Annotated in this window: 19 protein-coding genes; all 19 read left to right on the top strand. The window is 45.2% G+C overall.

Annotated elements, in window-relative coordinates; genetic code table 11:
* Positions 1–4 precede the first annotated feature (4 nt).
* Positions 5–814, top strand: a complete 810-nt coding sequence (locus H8R94_RS01490; RefSeq protein WP_118281068.1) for a MotE family protein — start codon at positions 5–7, stop codon at positions 812–814.
* Positions 815–879: 65 nt separating this feature from the next.
* Positions 880–2,316, top strand: a complete 1,437-nt coding sequence (locus H8R94_RS01485) for a flagellar hook-length control protein FliK (RefSeq protein WP_186853653.1) — start codon at positions 880–882, stop codon at positions 2,314–2,316.
* 23 nt (positions 2,317–2,339) lie between these two features.
* The gene (locus tag H8R94_RS01480) at positions 2,340–3,032 is read left to right on the top strand and encodes a flagellar hook assembly protein FlgD (protein ID WP_118534721.1); all 693 of its coding nucleotides are present in this window, start codon (positions 2,340–2,342) and stop codon (positions 3,030–3,032) included.
* A 14-nt stretch (positions 3,033–3,046) separates the two neighbouring features.
* Complete coding sequence (locus H8R94_RS01475) at positions 3,047–3,451, top strand: TIGR02530 family flagellar biosynthesis protein (RefSeq protein ID WP_118281071.1); 405 nt, start codon at positions 3,047–3,049, stop codon at positions 3,449–3,451.
* A 71-nt stretch (positions 3,452–3,522) separates the two neighbouring features.
* Positions 3,523–5,196, top strand: a complete 1,674-nt coding sequence (locus H8R94_RS01470; protein WP_186853652.1) for a flagellar hook protein FlgE — start codon at positions 3,523–3,525, stop codon at positions 5,194–5,196.
* A gap of 197 nt (positions 5,197–5,393) precedes the next feature.
* The gene (locus tag H8R94_RS01465; protein ID WP_186853651.1) at positions 5,394–6,185 is read left to right on the top strand and encodes a motility protein A; all 792 of its coding nucleotides are present in this window, start codon (positions 5,394–5,396) and stop codon (positions 6,183–6,185) included.
* A complete protein-coding gene (locus tag H8R94_RS01460) occupies positions 6,185–7,036 on the top strand; it encodes an OmpA/MotB family protein (protein ID WP_118534723.1) in 852 nt (283 codons plus the stop codon). Before H8R94_RS01465 ends, H8R94_RS01460 begins: the two co-directional genes overlap by 1 nt.
* 11 nt (positions 7,037–7,047) lie before the next feature.
* Positions 7,048–7,560, top strand: a complete 513-nt coding sequence (locus H8R94_RS01455) for a flagellar basal body-associated FliL family protein (RefSeq protein WP_118281075.1) — start codon at positions 7,048–7,050, stop codon at positions 7,558–7,560.
* A gap of 33 nt (positions 7,561–7,593) precedes the next feature.
* Positions 7,594–8,577 (top strand): flagellar motor switch protein FliM, encoded by a 984-nt coding sequence (fliM, locus tag H8R94_RS01450; RefSeq protein ID WP_186853650.1) that lies wholly within the window; start codon positions 7,594–7,596, stop codon positions 8,575–8,577.
* Positions 8,578–9,801: a flagellar motor switch phosphatase FliY gene (gene fliY / locus H8R94_RS01445; RefSeq protein ID WP_118281077.1), complete on the top strand. Its 1,224-nt coding sequence runs from the start codon at positions 8,578–8,580 to the stop codon at positions 9,799–9,801.
* A gap of 22 nt (positions 9,802–9,823) precedes the next feature.
* Positions 9,824–10,186, top strand: a complete 363-nt coding sequence (locus H8R94_RS01440) for a response regulator (protein ID WP_186853649.1) — start codon at positions 9,824–9,826, stop codon at positions 10,184–10,186.
* A 2-nt stretch (positions 10,187–10,188) separates the two neighbouring features.
* Entirely contained in the window at positions 10,189–10,563 is a 375-nt protein-coding gene (locus H8R94_RS01435; protein WP_118281079.1) for a flagellar biosynthetic protein FliO, read from the top strand.
* An 8-nt stretch (positions 10,564–10,571) separates the two neighbouring features.
* Positions 10,572–11,393 carry a flagellar type III secretion system pore protein FliP gene (gene fliP / locus H8R94_RS01430; RefSeq protein ID WP_186853648.1) on the top strand — a complete coding sequence of 274 codons (822 nt, stop codon included), beginning with the start codon at positions 10,572–10,574 and terminating at the stop codon, positions 11,391–11,393.
* 25 nt (positions 11,394–11,418) lie between these two features.
* Positions 11,419–11,688, top strand: coding sequence for a flagellar biosynthesis protein FliQ (gene fliQ, locus H8R94_RS01425; RefSeq protein ID WP_118281366.1), 270 nt, complete (start codon positions 11,419–11,421; stop codon positions 11,686–11,688).
* 7 nt (positions 11,689–11,695) lie between these two features.
* Entirely contained in the window at positions 11,696–12,475 is a 780-nt protein-coding gene (gene fliR, locus H8R94_RS01420) for a flagellar biosynthetic protein FliR (RefSeq protein ID WP_118534727.1), read from the top strand.
* A 1-nt stretch (position 12,476) separates the two neighbouring features.
* Positions 12,477–13,598: a flagellar biosynthesis protein FlhB gene (gene flhB / locus H8R94_RS01415; protein ID WP_243069523.1), complete on the top strand. Its 1,122-nt coding sequence runs from the start codon at positions 12,477–12,479 to the stop codon at positions 13,596–13,598.
* Between the two features lie 51 nt (positions 13,599–13,649).
* Entirely contained in the window at positions 13,650–15,698 is a 2,049-nt protein-coding gene (flhA, locus tag H8R94_RS01410; RefSeq protein ID WP_118281082.1) for a flagellar biosynthesis protein FlhA, read from the top strand.
* Position 15,699: 1 nt separating this feature from the next.
* A complete protein-coding gene (flhF, locus tag H8R94_RS01405; protein ID WP_178010456.1) occupies positions 15,700–17,049 on the top strand; it encodes a flagellar biosynthesis protein FlhF in 1,350 nt (449 codons plus the stop codon).
* Between the two features lie 2 nt (positions 17,050–17,051).
* Positions 17,052–17,924 (top strand): MinD/ParA family protein, encoded by an 873-nt coding sequence (locus H8R94_RS01400; protein ID WP_118281084.1) that lies wholly within the window; start codon positions 17,052–17,054, stop codon positions 17,922–17,924.
* Position 17,925: the final 1 nt, after the last annotated feature.

Here is a 17,925-nt window from a genome sequence, read left to right as displayed (position 1 = left end):
AAGAATGGCAGACGAAAAGGAAGACAAGAAGGCAAAGAGACAGGCGGCAAAGGAAGCAAAGCGCGCCCGTAAGAAAGAAAAGAAAGAAGAAAACGGCGAAGAGGAAGAAGAAACCTTAGGCGGCAAAGTCCTGATCGGCGTTGTGGCTGTCTTTATCGTATTATTGTGGCTTTTGATCTTGGGATTGCTGGTAAAGATGGATGTCGGCGGTTTTGGCTCGACCGTCTTATATCCGGTTCTAAAGGATGTACCTGTGATCAATAAGATCCTGCCGGATGTGCAGGAATATGCAAAAGAGGACGAGGCCTATGCCTATGATTCTGTTGAGGATGCGGTAAAGCGCATCAAGGAACTGGAAAAGGAACTGGCGGATGTCAAGGCAAGCAAGGATGACTCGGATGCCCATGTGGCAGATTTAGAGGCGCAGTCACAGGAACTGCAGAACTATAAAGAAAACGAAGCCGCTTTTGAAGAAGAAAAAGAAAAATTCTATCAAGAGGTTGTTTTTTCGGACAATGCACCCGATATAAGTGCATATAAGGAATATTATGAGAGTATCGAGCCGGAAAAGGCAGAAGAGATATACAAGCAGGTGGTAGAACAGTTGCAGGAAGATGAACAGATCAAGTCTTATGCATCGACGTATTCTTCCATGAAAGCCAAACAGGCAGCTGCTATTTTTGATACAATGACAGATGATCTGCCATTGGTAGGCAAGATACTTTGGGCTATGGATGCCCAATCCAGAGGTGATATTCTGGGAGCCATGAATGCGGATACGGCTGCGGCTGTGACCAAGTTGATGGAGCCTTAAGAATATATAGTCTCATCTTATGAGACAGGTACATTGATAACTGCATATGGAAGGAGGAAGATGCCATGACAAGCACAGGAATAGCAAATATCCTGATGCCGACGGCTACGGTGGCAAATGCCAAGCAGACGAGTGCAAAAGACACATCCGGTGGAGATTTCCGGCAGATGATGCAGATGCAAAAAAGTTCTGCAATAGCACCACAGGTAGTACAAAGTGCAGGCAATGCCGGTAAGATTGAACGTGCTCCGCAGATGGAAAACAAGCGGTCTGATGTATCACTTGCAAAGCAGGATGATAAAGGCATGGCCCAGACAAAGGACGTCAAAGACAAGACCGATGCTTTTGCAAAGGATGTCAAAGATGCTATCAAGGACGAATTGGATGTGACAGATGAGCAGATTGAAAAAGCCATGGAAGATCTGGGATTACAATTTCTTGATCTGACAGATCAGTCGAATCTGGCTGCATTGGTAACAAAGTTGTCCGGCAGTGAGGATTCCGCAAGTCTTCTTGTAAGCGATGCTTTCCCACAGATCGTTTTAAAAGTGAATGATCTGGCTGGTGGACTGCAGGAAGATCTTGGAATATCTATGGAAGACTTACAGCAGATGGCAGAACTGGTAACGACCGATGTGGAGGAAGCAGGAACGACAGACAATCTGCATGAACCTGCCAAGGCAACAGAGGGGACAGAAGAAACCATGCAAAAGACAGAGGACGTCAAAGATACGGTGGTAGCCGAAGAGGCGACCGAGCAGGTAGAGATCCCGACAGAGGAAACGATCGAACCGACTAAGACGGACGAGACAGACGAACTTGTAACAGCAGGTTCCAAGGATGTGACGACCGAAAAGCAGACCGATCAGGGGCAGGAAGATGCCACAGATCAGGACACAGATGCTTTTTTAAAACAGCAGACAAAAACTGAGATCCATCCGACCCAGGATCTGACACCGATGCAGGCAGAAAGTCCGATTACGGAATTTGCCTCGCACATGGAACCGACCGTAGAACTGCCTACAGGAGAAAGCGTTTCCGTTCAGTCCATCATCGACCAGATCGTTGAGGCAAGCCGCACAACGATGGATGGCGATAAGACGACGGTTGAGATGCTTTTGCACCCGGAGGGGCTGGGAAAGGTCTTGATGGAAGTGACCGAGGAAAATGGTCAGGTCAAGGCTCATATCTACACACAGAATGAGCAGGTCAAGGAAGCCTTGGAAAATCAGATGTTCCAGTTAAAAGAGCAGATGAACCAGTCACAGACCAAGGTACAGTCTGTAGAGATTTCCGTGGGAACCCATGAATTTGAGAGAAATCTGGAAGCCGGTCAGCAGAATCAGGAACAGGGACAGGAAGGACAGAATCAACGTCCGAAAAAGATGAGAAACCTGAATATGAATGATCTGGATGATCTACAGGGACTCATGACACAAGAGGAAGAATTAGTAACAAAGATGATGCGGGATCAGGGTAACACCGTCAATTACACCGCATAGGAATATGAGAAAGGAGGAGATTTATGGCACTTGTACAGGAGATTAAAGATGGTAAAGTGGTCGATAGCAGCGCAAGTCAGTCAAAAAAGACAGACACGGACAGCAAGTCCAACACCTATGACAAGGAGATGTTTTTAAAGTTACTGGTTGCTGAAATGCAGTATCAGGATCCACTGGAACCGACAAGTAATACAGAGTATGTATCCGAACTTGCATCTTTTTCACAGATCGAAGCCGTACAGTCCGTACAGAGTCAGATGTCTACGATCGAGGCAAACTCACTGGTCGGAAAGTATGTTATCTTACTGGATGACGATCAGTACATTTCCGGAAAAGTAGATTATGTGATGACGGAAGACAATAAGATGTTCTTATCTGTGAACAACAAATTATACAGTATCGATAAACTGGATAGTGTTTGCGATGACGATTATTATGAAGGCGTGCTCAGTGCACAGACTTTTGCCGATATGATCAAGAAACTGCCGACGGTCTACACACTTACGACAGCGGATGAGGACAAGATCAAGGAAGCAAGACAGTTCTATGATGCAATGACAGATTCACAGAAATCATTTGTTTCTGCTGACACGGTCAAGTCACTGGAGAAACTGGAAGAACGTTTACGGGCACTCAAAGATGCAGAAGCAGAAGTCGGTAAGGACAGTACAGATGATACGACCACATCCGATGATACAACTACTGCAACAGAGTAAGGAGCGTGATGCAAATGAATCCGATCAACAATTCCTTTACCTCGATCGAGCAGGTCACCGGTCAGTATCTCAAGACGCAGGATAATAAGACAAAAGAAAAGACCACAGGACTTTCCTTTGAAGATGTCTTACGACAGCAGATGGGTGGCACGGCAGAGTCGACATCAGAACTCAAGTTTTCCAAGCATGCCAATATGCGCCTAGAACAAAGAGATATCGCTTTATCCGCAGACCAGAGCCAGCGCTTGGAAGCAGGAGTGGCAAAAGCCAGTGAAAAAGGAATAAAAGAATCCTTGGTTATCGTTGATTCTTTGGCATTTATTGTAAATGTCCCGAATCAGACAGTAGTAACCGCAATGGATCAGACAGAGTCTGACGAAAATGTATTTACAAATATAGACGGAGCTGTAATTATTTAGCCGGACCTTATGGAGGCTAATGCCGTTGACTGACAGATACGGCAACACAGCAATTTAGGAGGTCATTTATTATGATGAGAGCAATGTATTCTGGTGTATCAGGATTAAAAACACACCAGACAAAGATGGATGTTATTGGTAACAACATCTCAAACGTCAACACAGTTGGCTTTAAAGCGTCATCTACGACGTTTGCTGATATTATGTATCAGACAACATCAGGGGCTACGGCAGCCACAGCAACAACGGGTGGAAAAAATGCCATGCAGATAGGTCTTGGTGTATCAACAGCAGCAACAAAGGTCAGCATCACTTCTCCCGGTGCAGCACAATCCACAGGCGATGCCCTGGATATCCGCCTGACCAACGGAAGTTCTACCAATTTCTTTATCGTAAATAATGGAACAGAAAATCTTTTTACAAGAGCAGGATCTTTCTACTTAGATGGTGCGGGAAACCTTGCAATGACATCTACAGGTTATACTGTCATGGGATGGCAGGTTGATCCTCTGACAGGGGATATCCGCAAGGATACTGTATCTGCCCTTCGTATCATGCAGGCAGATAATATGACAAGCGCACCTGAGGCAACAACAAAGGCAAACGTTTCCGGATTGATCGATAAGAACGATACCAACGTGACCAGCGATGCAGGTTATGTCCGTACCTTATCTTTCTTTGATAATCTGGGATATTCTTATACTGCAAAATTTGCATACAAGGCAGTTGATACGGATGCCGGTACATATTCCGTGGAACTGACCAATATTTATGACAGTGATAACAATGATATCCTTGCTGAGTGGCTGGATAAGCAGGGGGTGGACGCAGCCGGCAGTGATGCCCTTGACCAGATCTTCGGTAACGACACCACAGCGGTAAAATCCTTCTCCGTAAGCAAGAATTATACCTTGGACAACTCTACCAATCCGGCAAGCATTACCTATACGGAAAATGGTACGACCTATACCATGGTCACAAGTGCAGACGGCGCACCGGTCACCGTAGGCGGTGAACTGGGCTACAACTTTACGGATGGCGCCGGCAAGCAGACCTTCCGTTCCATTGCAGATATCTATGGTATCGATGCAGATACGGCAGCATCCGGAACACTGGCAGTAGATACGACAACCGGTATGTTGAACCTGACCTATGATACGACAAATTATACTTTGCAGTTTAATACCAGCGACGGAACTTTCCGTTTTATCGATTCCGCAGGAACGACATCTGTTTCATTAAATATGTCACTTCTGGGTGATAACTTTGAGGATATTTCCATTGACTTCAGCCATCTTTTAAACCAGAATCATGGTGGAAGTTCTACAGCAGAGTTTGAAAAAGGCGCTGCAGAAAAGGCAACCGACGGAACCGGAAAGAAACTCGGACAGTTAACAGGAGTATCAATTGATGGAACCGGAAAGATTTATGGTTCTTATGATAACGGTAATACTGTTCTTTTGGGACAGATTCCGGTAGCGCAGTTTGCAAATGCATCCGGTCTGGAAAGTCTTGGTAATAACTGTTATGGAACAACATTAAACTCCGGTGATTTCGATGGTATTGGTGTTGAGGTTACAGCAGATGGCGGCAGCATGACAACAGGACAGTTGGAAATGTCTAATGTTGATCTTTCTGAGCAGTTTACAGATATGATTACGACACAGAGAGGTTTCCAGGCAAATTCACGAATTATTACAACTTCGGATACATTGCTGGAAGAACTGGTTAATCTGAAACGATAATGTATAAAAAATAGCCTGCTATAAAGTGGGCTTTTTTTTATTTAAATTTTCGCAATTTGTGTAGAAATATGATAAATAAATGGAATTACAAGTAGACAAGATAGATAAAATTTAGTAAGATTAAATAAACGTGTAACTATGGGTTTTTGTGTGAAAAACACAAGATATAGTATTTTATATGTAAGGCGGTGAATAGTTTGGATATAGCATCGTTAGTCGGTCTGATCTTAGGCGCGGTCATGGTTGTCTTTGGTATTTTGTCGTCCGGCGGTAATATTGTCGAAGACTTTATGGATCTTCCATCTGTTATTATTACGATTGGTGGTTCCTTAGCGGGTACCCTGGCATCCCATAAGCTGGCGGATTTTATCAGCGGCCTAAAGAGTATTGGACTGGCGATGAAAGAACCATCCGTAGGTGATGCATCGGAAGTCATATCCAATATTATCAATTTATCCAATATATCTCGAAAAGAAGGCCTTCTGGCATTGGAAGAAGCGACACACGATATGGATGATGAATTCTTAAAAAAAGGTATCAATCTGGTTGTTGATGGTACGGATCCGGATCTTGTGCGTGGTATTTTGGAAACAGATTTGATTAATCTGGAAGCAAGACATAAAAAGGTTATTGGTTTCTGGGAGAAATGGGCAGAACTTGGTCCAGCCTGGGGTATGATTGGTACGTTGATTGGTCTGGTAAATATGTTGAAGAACTTAACAGATTCATCTTCAATCGGACCGAATATGGCGGTAGCACTTTTGACAACATTGTATGGTTCCTTGATTGCAAACTGGCTGGCAGGTCCGACAGCAGCAAAGTTAAAAGTGAACAATGATATGGAAATCATGATGCGAGAGATTACCGTAGAAGGTCTTTTATCTATTCAGGCAGGAGAGAACCCTCGTGTTATCGAAGAAAAGCTCAAGTCATTCCTAGCACCATCTGACCGAGATAATGCCGGTAGTGAAGACGGAGGTGAGGCATAGTGGCAAAGCGTAAACAGGAGGATCCACCAAAGGGCTCCCCAGCGTGGATGTCGACCTTTAGTGATCTGATGAACTTGCTGTTATGCTTCTTTGTATTGCTCTTTTCTATGTCAACAGTCGATACAGAAAAGTTTGAAATGGTCGTGCAGTCTTTGCAGAGTACCTTTAGTATTTTACCGTCGGGCGGTTCGACGATCGGAGATGGCGAATTGATATCTTCCGGTGTGAGCATGCTGGAAAAGTTTGATATTTATTTCAATTCATCCTCAGCCCTTCCTAAGGGAGACGAGGAACCGGATGATTCGGTTACGAATCCGGATACGACGGTGACGACAGAAGAAGCGCAGGAGACACTGGAAAATGCCGGGCTTACGGAAAGTGAGCAGATGGCAGAACAGGTCAGCCGTCTTTTGCAATCCTATGGTCTTGAGAATCAGGTGGATGTAGAGTTCAATGAATACTACACGCTGATCAATTTAAACGGAGCCCTGCTCTTTAATTCCGGTGAGGCGACTATCCGGGAGGAAGTTCTTCCGGTCATGGAAAAGATCGCCGTGATCCTTAATAACTACACCAATAATCTGATCGAGATCGAAGGCCACACGGATAATGTGCCACCGGCGGCAGGAGAGCAGTATAGTGACAATGATATCCTTTCCATGTACCGTGCCTTGAATGTGGCAAATTATATCCGGGACAATACGACACTGGATCCGGCACATATCAAGTCATCCGGCAGAGGATCTTACGTGCCGATCGCAGACAATTCGACAGCAGAAGGACGAGCAAAGAACCGAAGGGTAGAGATCAAGATCTACAATTCGCTTAATTCAGAATCTTTAAATAATTAGAGAGGTCAATCATGAAGAAAAATCTTATTACTGTTATTACATTAGCACTCGTGGTTGTCAATTTGGTACTCACCGTGATCCTGACGATCACGATTTTGCCGGAGACACAAAAAGCAAATGAACTGATCACTAAGGTATGCAGCGCCATTGATCTGGATCTGGAGTCCGGCAGTGCGACCAGCAACGCCAATATCCCGATCGACCAGATCGAGGTTTATAATATTGATGATGAACAGACCATCAACCTTAAGCAGGATGGGGACGGCAAGGATCATTTCGCTATGCTCACCGTATCTATCTCCATGGATACCAAGAACAGTGATTATAAGGATCTTAAGCCACAGGTCGAAGAAAAGGTCAATCTGATCAAGGGCGACATCAACAACATTGTTTCACAATATACGATAGACGAGATCAAGAATAATCAGTCAGCAGTTCAGGATGAGATCTTGAAAGATCTTCAAAAGATGTTTGGGTCTGATTTTATTGTAGCGGTAGGATTCCCAACGGCACAATATCAGTAAAAAGGAGAAATTTGCAGTGGGTGGTGAGAATACTTGAGCGATATACTTTCCCAAAATGAAATAGACAACTTATTACAGGCACTGAGCAGTGGTGAAGTAGATGCTGAAGAGATCAAGGCAAGCAGCGAGAAGCAGGTCAAGAACTATGACTTCTCCAGACCATCCAAGTTTTCCAAAGAACATTTACGAACCCTTGAGATTATTTTTGAACATTATGGCAGATTACTGTCTACCAACCTTCCGGTCTACTTGCGCAAGAACATACAGGTAGAGGTGATGAATTCGGAGGCAGTTACCTATATGGAATTTTCCAATTCCCTTTCCAATCCGGTCTTGCTTGGTATTGTCAACTTTGAACCCTTAGAGGGAAATATCATTGTAGAAATGGCATCCAAGTTGGGATATGCGATCGTGGATCGTATGTTAGGAGGCGAGGGAGAACCGCTTGATAAAGTACGAGAGTTTTCCGAGATCGAACTTCTGATCATTGAACGTATCATGACTGCCTGCGTACAGTTATTGCGTGAGCCTTGGACCAATGTTTTGGATGTACATCCGCGCTTGGAGCGTATTGAGACCAACTCCCAGTTTGCGCAGATCATTTCTCCATCGGAAATGATCGCGATTGTGACGATCAGCATCAAGATCGGGGATGTGGAAGGTTTTATGAACATCTGTCTTCCGTATATTACCCTAGAGCCTGTCATGGACAAGTTAAACACCAAGTTCTGGTATTCCAACATGCAGGAGCGGGTGGAGATGGAGTATGCAGACACCATCGAGTCTTTGATCGCAAAAGCGATCGTTCCGGTCAAGGCGATCCTTGGCAAAAGCGTGATCTCCGTTAACGATTTTTCGGGTTTGCAGGTGGGAGACATCATCCGCCTGAATACCAAGGTCAACCAGGAATTGGATGTCTATGTCGGAGATATCAAGAAATTTACTGCACTTCCCGGCGCAGCCGGAGAAGATTATGCAGTTAGAATAACATCAGTCATAAGAGAGGAGCAGGAATAGATGAGTGACGGCGTATTATCCCAGGAAGAGATCAACGCCCTCCTGAGTGGTGGGATACCGGATGCTGACACGTCTGACGCGGCAGCAGGTGAAGAACTCACACCGGATGAAGTTGATACCATTGGTGAGATTGCCAATATCAGCATGGGAACGGCAGCGACAACACTGTTTTCCTTAGTAAATAAAAAAGTCGAAATTTCAACGCCCGTTGTTTCCATGGGAACGTGGGATGAGATTGTAGATAAATATGAAAAACCATGTGTTTTGGTACGAATCGCTTATACCAAAGGATTAGATGGAAGCAATATCTTAGTCTTACGGGAAAATGATGTAAAAATCATTACGGATCTGATGATGGGAGGCGATGGCTCAAACACAGATGGTGAGATTACAGAACTGCATTTGAGTGCAATCAGTGAAGCTATGAACCAGATGATGGGATCTTCTGCAACATCGATGTCATCCATGCTAAATACCATGATTGATATCAGCCCACCATCCTCAACCTTGATGGATCTGCAGGATACAACCGATGGAGGAGAAATCGAAGATTTCCTGGAGGGAAGATTCGTTAAGATTACCTTTAAAATGCTGATTGGTGATTTGGTGGATAGTGAGATTATGCAGTTGTATCCGGTATCACTTGCCAAGGAGATGTGCAGTAACATCATGTCGAATATGGAGAGCGATACGGCATCGACCGTGGATGATGACATGCCGACACCGCAGCCGGAACCGGCATCACAGCCACAGGCGGCACCACAGACCCCACCGCAAGCGCAGGGGCAGATGCAGGAACAAGCCATGCTAGGGCAGACCCCACCGCCGCAACCAATGCCGGATATGGGAACGTCAGGCGGACAGCCATATATGCAACAGCCATATATGCAACAGCCATATATGCAGCAACCATATCCACCACAACAGCAGGTCAATGTGCAGCCTGCACAATTCCAACCTTTTGCCGGCAATTATCAGGCACCATACCAGCCGGAAAATATAGATCTGATCATGGACGTTCCATTGGAAGTGACTGTCGAGTTAGGCAGGACACACAAATCCATTCAGGATATTTTGGATTTTGCACCGGGAACGATCATAGAATTAAACAAGATCGCCGGCGAACCGATCGACGTATTGGTCAATGGTAAATACGTTGCAAAAGGTGAAGTAGTAGTCATTGAAGAATCTTTCGGTATTCGTATTACCGAGATAATGAAATAAGAGATAAAAAGGAGAGTAAGAGATGGCAAAAAATATTTTAATTAGTGATGATGCTGCGTTTATGAGAATGATGATCAAGGATATCTTGACAAAGAATGGTTACAACGTTGTAGGCGAAGCTGAAAACGGTAAGGTAGCAGTTGACAAGTACATGGAGTTGAAGCCGGATCTGGTGCTTATGGATATTACCATGCCGGAGATGGATGGTATCGAATCCTTAAAGGCAATCCGTGCAAAGGATCCAAATGCTTGCGTTATCATGTGTTCTGCAATGGGTCAGCAGGCAATGGTTATCGAGGCAATTCAGTCAGGTGCCAAGGACTTTATCGTAAAGCCGTTCCAGGCAGAGCGTGTTCTTGAAGCCGTAAAGAAGGTTATTGGTTAAGAATGATTTTACTATCATCGACAGGTGAGAATATCTTTCAACTGATCATTGTACTTTTTTGTTTTTTAATCGTTCTGGCATTGACTTACTATGTGACTCGATGGATTGCTGGTTACCAGAAAAGCCAGAGCATCAGCAAGAACCTTTCGGTTGTTGAGACCTTGAAACTGACGACCAATAAGTACATACAGTTGATACAGGCAGGCAAGGACACCTATTATGTCATTGCCATCGGCAAGGACGAGATCACAGTCTTGGGACAACTCAGCGGAGAGCAGTTAAAAGAAATGCCTTCCCAGAATATGACGATCCCGACGGCTAAGGGCGATTTTGCCGATGCCTTACAAAAGTTCAAAGAACATTTACCGAAGAAGTAGACATGAATATGAAAAACAAATTAAAAAAAGGATATTGTATCTTTAGTCTGATCCTGGCAACCTTTGCCATCTGTGTCAGCGTCTGGTATGCCAGTGGCAGTACAGTCTATGCGTCTTCCTACGGAGCAACGGACAATGCACCAAATTCCAGTGACTGGGTCACAGGCAAGGGCGGGGTATCATTGACCCTGGATTCAGATTCCGGATCTTTATCCGCAAATGTGCGTATTTTACTGGTCATAACGATTCTGGCTTTAGCACCGTCCATACTGATCATGTTGACCTCTTTTACCAGGATCATCATTGTCCTGCATTTTGTTCGATCCGCGATCGGTACGCAGACATCGCCACCCAACCAGATTTTGATCGGGCTGGCATTGTTTTTGACATTCTTTATCATGTGGCCGACCTTTACGCAGATCAATGAAAATGCCATTACACCGCTGGACAATGGAGAGATCACACAGGAAGAGGCACTGGATCGTGCCGTGGAGCCGATCCGTAATTTCATGTACGGACAGACGCAGGAAAAGGATCTCAAACTCTTTTGTGAGATCTCAGATACGACCTATGAAGATTATGATGATATCCCATTTGTTGTATTGGTTCCGAGTTTTATCTTAAGCGAACTGCGTACAGCCTTTATTATCGGTGTTGTGATCTATATCCCGTTTATCGTGATCGACATGGTCGTTTCGTCCGTGTTGATGTCCATGGGTATGATGATGCTGCCGCCGACGACCATCTCCCTGCCGTTTAAGATACTTTTATTTGTGCTGGCAGATGGATGGAATCTTGTCATTGGCGGACTGGTCAAGACATTTTACTGATAAATAGAAAGAGAGCGTGATTTTTGTGACAGAAGGACAGGTATTGGATATTGTCAGAGATGCGATCTACAATATCATCATATGTGCGGCACCGCTGCTTTTGATCTCTTTGATCGTCGGTCTGATCGTCAGTATTTTTCAGACCGTTACCTCCATTCAGGAACAGACGCTGACCTTTGTACCAAAGATCGTTGCCGTATTCCTGGGAATGCTGATCTTTGGTGCTTTTATATTGACAACATTGACAGATTACATGACGGAATTGTGGACAAACTTCAGCACGTTTTTAGGCTAGTTTTGGTATGTTACAATATACATTTGATATAAGTACATTTGAATATTTTTTACTGATATTGGTACGGATTTCCTGCTTTGTGTTTGTAGCACCTTTTTTTGGCGCGAAGGAAGTACCGGGGAGGGTAAAGATCGGATTATCTGCATTTGTGGCAATTCTTGTTTTTTATGCCGTCCCGGTAGAACATACAGCATACACCTCGGAAGTCGGTTATGCCATATTGGTGCTCAAAGAGGGAATTACAGGATTGCTGATCGGTTTCGCGGCATATATTTGTAATTCCATTATTTTATTTGCAGGTACGATCATTGATATGGATATCGGGCTTTCCATGGCTATGGTATTTGACCCGACGACAGGCAGCCAGGTCAGTATCACGGGAAATTTATATTCTTACTTTATCCTCTTGCTTTTGATCGTTTCCAATATGCATCAGTATATCCTGCGTGCGCTGATCGATTCGTTTCAGTTGTTTCCGCTGGGAGGAGCACAGTTTCAGATGGACTCCTTGCTTGCCTCCATGGTGCAGTATTGTACGGATCTTTTTGTCATTGGATTTCGTATTGTTTTGCCGGTCTTTGCCTGCATGATGATTCTCAACAGTATCTTGGGTATCATGGCAAAGGTGGCACCACAGATGAATATGTTCGCCGTTGGTGTCCAGTTGAAACTCCTGCTTGGTCTGGCAGTTTTGTTCATCACGACGTTTTTATTACCGGACATTGCCAATTTTATTTTTAAAGAGATCAAAGTCATGACAGTGTCATTTATAGAAGGAATGTATTAACTTGAAGGAAGACAAAGTGTTACTTCTGTCTTATGACCTGCAATGGTTCGCGCAGGACGGACCGGGCGGAGAAAAGACAGAGCCGGCGACTTCAAAAAAATTAAAAGATGCCCGTGAAGAGGGTAAGGTTGCCCGAAGCCAGGAATTAAACTCGGCGGCAATGCTGATCGCTTTATTCCTGTCTCTGCGTATCTTTGTGTCCTATCTGGGTGAGGGCTTTATCAGTGTCTTTCACCTCTTTTATGGGATGATACCGGATGTCGTCGATACCCAGCGGGATGGCATGACTGTACAGGCGGCGAGCGGACTTTTGAACCAGGGCTATCTGCAGCTGCTCCGTCTGGCAGCCCCTTTTTTGGCGGCAGGCCTTGTGGTTGCCATTGTGATCAGTATCGTACAGGTCGGCTGGCAGGTATCGACCAAGCCTTTAGAGCCCAAACTGGATAAGTTTAATCCGGTCAATGGTTTCAAGCGTATTTTTTCCAAAGATTCGCTTTTTAACCTTTTGATGTCCATCCTAAAGATCGTACTGGTCTTTTATGTGGCATATACCTGCATCAAGGGACAGGCAAATAATTTATTCATCTTATACGAGATACCGCTCAACCAGGCGATCTCTTTGATCGGCGATATCATCATAGATACAGGACTCCGTATCAGTCTTTGCTATCTGGTGGTAGGGCTGGCTGATTATATTTACCAGCGCCATCGTTTTAACGAAGACATGAAGATGACCAAACAGGAAGTCAAGGATGAATATAAAAATACCGAAGGTGATCCGCAGATCAAGGGGCAGCAGAGGCAAAGGATGCGTGAAGCATCCCAGCGTCGTATGATGCAGGATGTTCCCAAGGCGGATGTCGTTATCACCAACCCGACCCATATTGCGGTAGCCATCCGCTATGATGCAGAGATTGAAAATGCACCGACGGTGGTCGCAAAAGGTGAGGATTATCTGGCGGCAAAGATCAAAGAAACCGCCAAGGAAAACGGTGTGGAGATCATGGAAAACAAACCGCTTGCCAGAGCGCTTTATGCGACGGTCGAGGTGGGAGAGCAGATTCCACCGGAGTTGTATCAGGCAGTGGCAGAGATCCTTGCGCTGGTTTACAGTAAAAGATAAATAGTTTAAGATAAGATGAGATGAGATATACGATGGAAAGGAGGAAACGGAATGGATCTATCCGGTGTTAAAAAAACCGATATCGGCGTTGCAGCATATCTATTGGCGGCAATTATTTTCTTCATTGTTCCGATTCCTTCTATATTATTGGATGTTATGCTGGCGCTCAATATTTCCGTCGCATTGATCGTTCTGATGAATGTCTTGTTTGTGCGGGAAGTTTTGGATATGTCCTTTTTCCCGACCCTGCTTTTGTTTACGACGATCTTTCGTATTTCCCTAAACGTTTCATCTACCCGTCTGATCCTAAGTACGGGTTCGCCGGGAAATGTCGTTGAGACGTTCGGACAGTTCGTTGGTGGAGGCGATCTGGTGATCGGTGCCATCATCTTTATTGTCCTTATCATTGTGCAGTTCATGGTTATCAATAAGGGTTCTGAACGTGTTGCTGAGGTTTCTGCCAGATTTACGCTGGATGCTATGCCGGGTAAACAGATGGCGATCGATGCAGACTTAAATACCGGAGCCATTACCGAAAAGGAAGCACGCGAGAGAAGACAGAAGTTACAGGATGAATCCTCCTTCTTTGGCTCTATGGATGGTGCGACAAAGTATGTCAAGGGAGATGCGACAGCAGGTCTTTTGATCACTTTTATCAATCTGATCGGAGGAACCTTAATGGGAGTCATGCGAAGTGGTATGGATTTTACGAGTGCCATCCAGCAATATGGTCTGTTGACGATCGGTGACGGACTTTGCTCCCAGATTCCATCGCTTTTGATCTCATTGGCAACCGGTATCTTAGTTACCAAGGGATCCAAAGAAGCCGATTTCAGCGGCGTTTTGATCAAACAGTTATTTGGTATTCCAAAGGTACTTTATATTGTTGGTGCATCTATGATCTTTTTGGGTCTGGTAACACCGCTGAACCCGGTCTTGTTCGGTGCCTTTGGTGCAGCATTTTTGATCTCCGGCTATTCGATCTCCAAGAGTATCGGCGAGGAGAGCATCGAGGAAGAAGTCGCGGCAGAGGAGTCCGAGGCAGAGGAGATCCGCAGACCGGAGAATGTCGTTTCCCTTTTGCAGGTGGATCCGATTGAACTGGAATTTGGCTATGGAATCATACCGCTTGCGGATGTCAATCAGGGCGGGGATCTTCTGGATCGTGTCGTTATGATCCGAAGACAGATCGCGCTGGAACTTGGCACGGTTGTGCCGATCATCCGTCTGCGCGATAACATCCAACTCAATCCGAATCAATATATCATCAAGATTAAAGGTATTCAGGTGGCAGAGGGCGAAATCCTTTTTGACCACTATATGGCGATGAATCCGGGTTTTGTGGAGGAGGAGATCAACGGAATTCCGACTTTTGAGCCGTCCTTCCATCTGCCGGCGATCTGGATCACAGACAGCCAGAGAGAACGTGCGGAAAGTCTGGGCTATACCGTAGTCGATCCGCCGTCTATCATTGCAACACATCTGACAGAGGTGATCCGCAGCCACATCGCAGAACTTTTGAGCCGTCAGGATGTACAGAATCTGGTCAACAATCTCAAAGAGAGCAATCCGGCACTGGTGGACGAACTTACACCAAAACTGCTGGGTCTTGGCGAGATCCAGAAGGTCTTGCAGAATCTCTTAAAAGAGGGGATTTCCATCCGCGACCTGCTTTCTATTTTTGAAGTGCTTGCTGACCATGCAGCGACAACCAGAGATACCGATGTCCTGACAGAATATGTCCGTCAGGGCTTAAAACGTGCAATCTCCAGCCGTTACTTTGTGCCGAATGAAGTGACCTCCTGCATTACGCTGGATCCAAAGGTAGAGCAGGATATCATGGCATCCATCAAGCAGACGGAGCAGGGAGCATATCTGACCTTAGATCCGGAACGCATCCGTGCCATTATGGATTCTTTGCAGGCAGAGATCGCAAAGTTCGAGGAGACCGGCAAGACACCGATTGTTGTGACATCACCAATCGTGCGTATGTATTTTAAGAAAATGACAGAAGATTATGTAAAGGATCTGATCGTGGTTTCATATAATGAGATCGACTCCGATGTTGAATTACAATCAGTGGGGATGGTGACAGGATAAGATGACCATTAAAAAGTTTCAGGGAAAAACAAAAGAAGAAGCGATCGCTCTGGCAAAAGAGGAAATGGGCGCATCGGTTGTGATCATGAATGTAAAGGAAGTGCGGCAAAAGGGCTTTCTTGGCATTTTCAAGGGCAGCATGTACGAGGTGACAGCCGCACTGGAAGATGATGTCATGCCACAGCCTTCCTTTAGCATACCGCCGGCACCGTCAGCCAGACCGGCATCCCATGGCTTTGATGCCGTTGCAGATGAGGAGATCTCCCTACGCGATCTGGAAAGTCAGGAAACGGCTGACAATCGTATGGAGACACCAAAGGCAAGTCTGCGTGCAGCAAAGGCAGAACCGGTTCAAAAAGACTTGTCCGGTGATACCATGGCATTAAAAGAGGCATTTGCCGCTGTCAACGAGGTCATGGAAAAGAACGGACACAAACCGATCGCTCCGCTTCGTGAATCACAGGCGGCGCAAATGGTAGCCGAGCCAAAGGCAGAGGAATTCCGTCCGCTTTCTTCCGTGGAATTTGTAGAAGATTTAGGATCAGAGAGAGACGAGCAGAGCCATCAGTTCTTTAAAGTCTTATATAAGGTTTTATTGGATAATGAAGTGGATGAGATCTACATCAATCAGTTCATGGATGATCTGGATCGTGTGTCCCACAGCACCAACGGGCTGGACTATCTGATCTCCAGTGTCTACCAGAAGATGATCTTAAAGTTGGGACAGCCGGAAGTGATCTCGTTGACCAAGAACAAGCCCAAGGTCGTATTTTTTATCGGACCGACAGGTGTAGGCAAGACAACGACCATTGCTAAGATCGCATCGCGTTTTAAAGTAGAGCAGGAAAAAAAGGTGGCACTTCTTACCGCCGATACCTATCGTATCGCGGCGGCGGAGCAGTTGCGCACCTATGCCAATATCCTGGATACTCCTTTATCCATTATCTATACACCGGAAGATATTGGAAAAGAGATCGAAAAATTTGCAGATTATGATCTGGTACTGGTGGATACCGCAGGATTTTCACACAAGAATGATGGGCAGAGAGAAGATATGAAACGTCTGCTGAAAAATCTTCCGGCACAATACGAAAGACAGATCTATCTGGTCTTAAGTGCGACCACAAAGTACAAAGACCTCATCGAGATCACAGATATCTATGATGAATTCTGCGATTTCCATCTGATCTTTACCAAGTTGGACGAAACCAGTGCATATGGTAATATATTAAATATCAAGTTGCACACGGGAGCGCAGCTTTCCTATGTGACAACAGGCCAGAATGTGCCGGATGACATTGAGGTCGTCGATACACAAAAACTGGTAAAACTCTTGTTGGGAGGCAGATAAATATGGATCAGGCCGAACAATTAAGAAATGTTATCAAACAAAAAAATCAAAATAATATTGGCAATGCCCGCGTGATCACGATCACCAGTGGCAAGGGGGGCGTTGGCAAATCCAATATGGCGGTAAACCTGGCGATTATGTTCCGTAAGATGGGGCAGCGTGTCATTATCCTGGACGCGGATTTTGGACTCGCCAATGTCGAGGTCATGTTTGGAACGGTACCAAAATACAATCTGAGTGATCTGATCTTTGGCGGGAAAAGCATCCGTGAGATCATCACGACAGGACCTATGGATATCGGTTTTATCTCGGGTGGATCCGGCATTGTCGGACTCAACAATCTGACAAAAGAACAGATCTCCTATCTGGTGCACAGCCTGTCGCTTTTAAATGATCTATGTGATGTTTTGATCATAGATACCGGAGCAGGTGTGGCGGACAGTGTCTTGGAGTTTGTGCTTGCTAGTCCGGAAGTGATCCTTGTGACGACACCTGAGCCAAGTTCCATCACTGATTCCTACTCCCTGATGAAGGCACTTTACAAAAATCCAAAGTTTATCCGCAATGGCACCAATGTGCATCTGGTTGCCAATAAGGTAACCTCGGAGGCGGAAGGCAATGCCGTTTATCAGAAATTAAATTCTGTCGTGGAAAAATTTCTGGATGGAAAATTGCATTATCTGGGCATGATACCGGTCGATCCGTCCCTGGAAAAGGCGGTGCGCAACCAAAAGACTGTATCGACGGTCGCGCCAAACGCAAAGTCTACCAAGGCATTTGAGATCATCGCTCAGAATCTTTTGACCGGCGATGACAAGAACCGCTACCGCTGGGGTATCACGCAATTATTTAATAATTTTATGGGGCGTTCTTAAA

Origin of the sequence: Roseburia lenta, assembly GCF_014287435.1 — a bacterium.
Classification (GTDB): Bacteria; Bacillota; Clostridia; order Lachnospirales; family Lachnospiraceae; genus Pararoseburia; species Pararoseburia lenta.
Note: the sequence above shows the minus strand (reverse complement) of the source record. Positions and strands in the feature narration are given on the sequence as shown.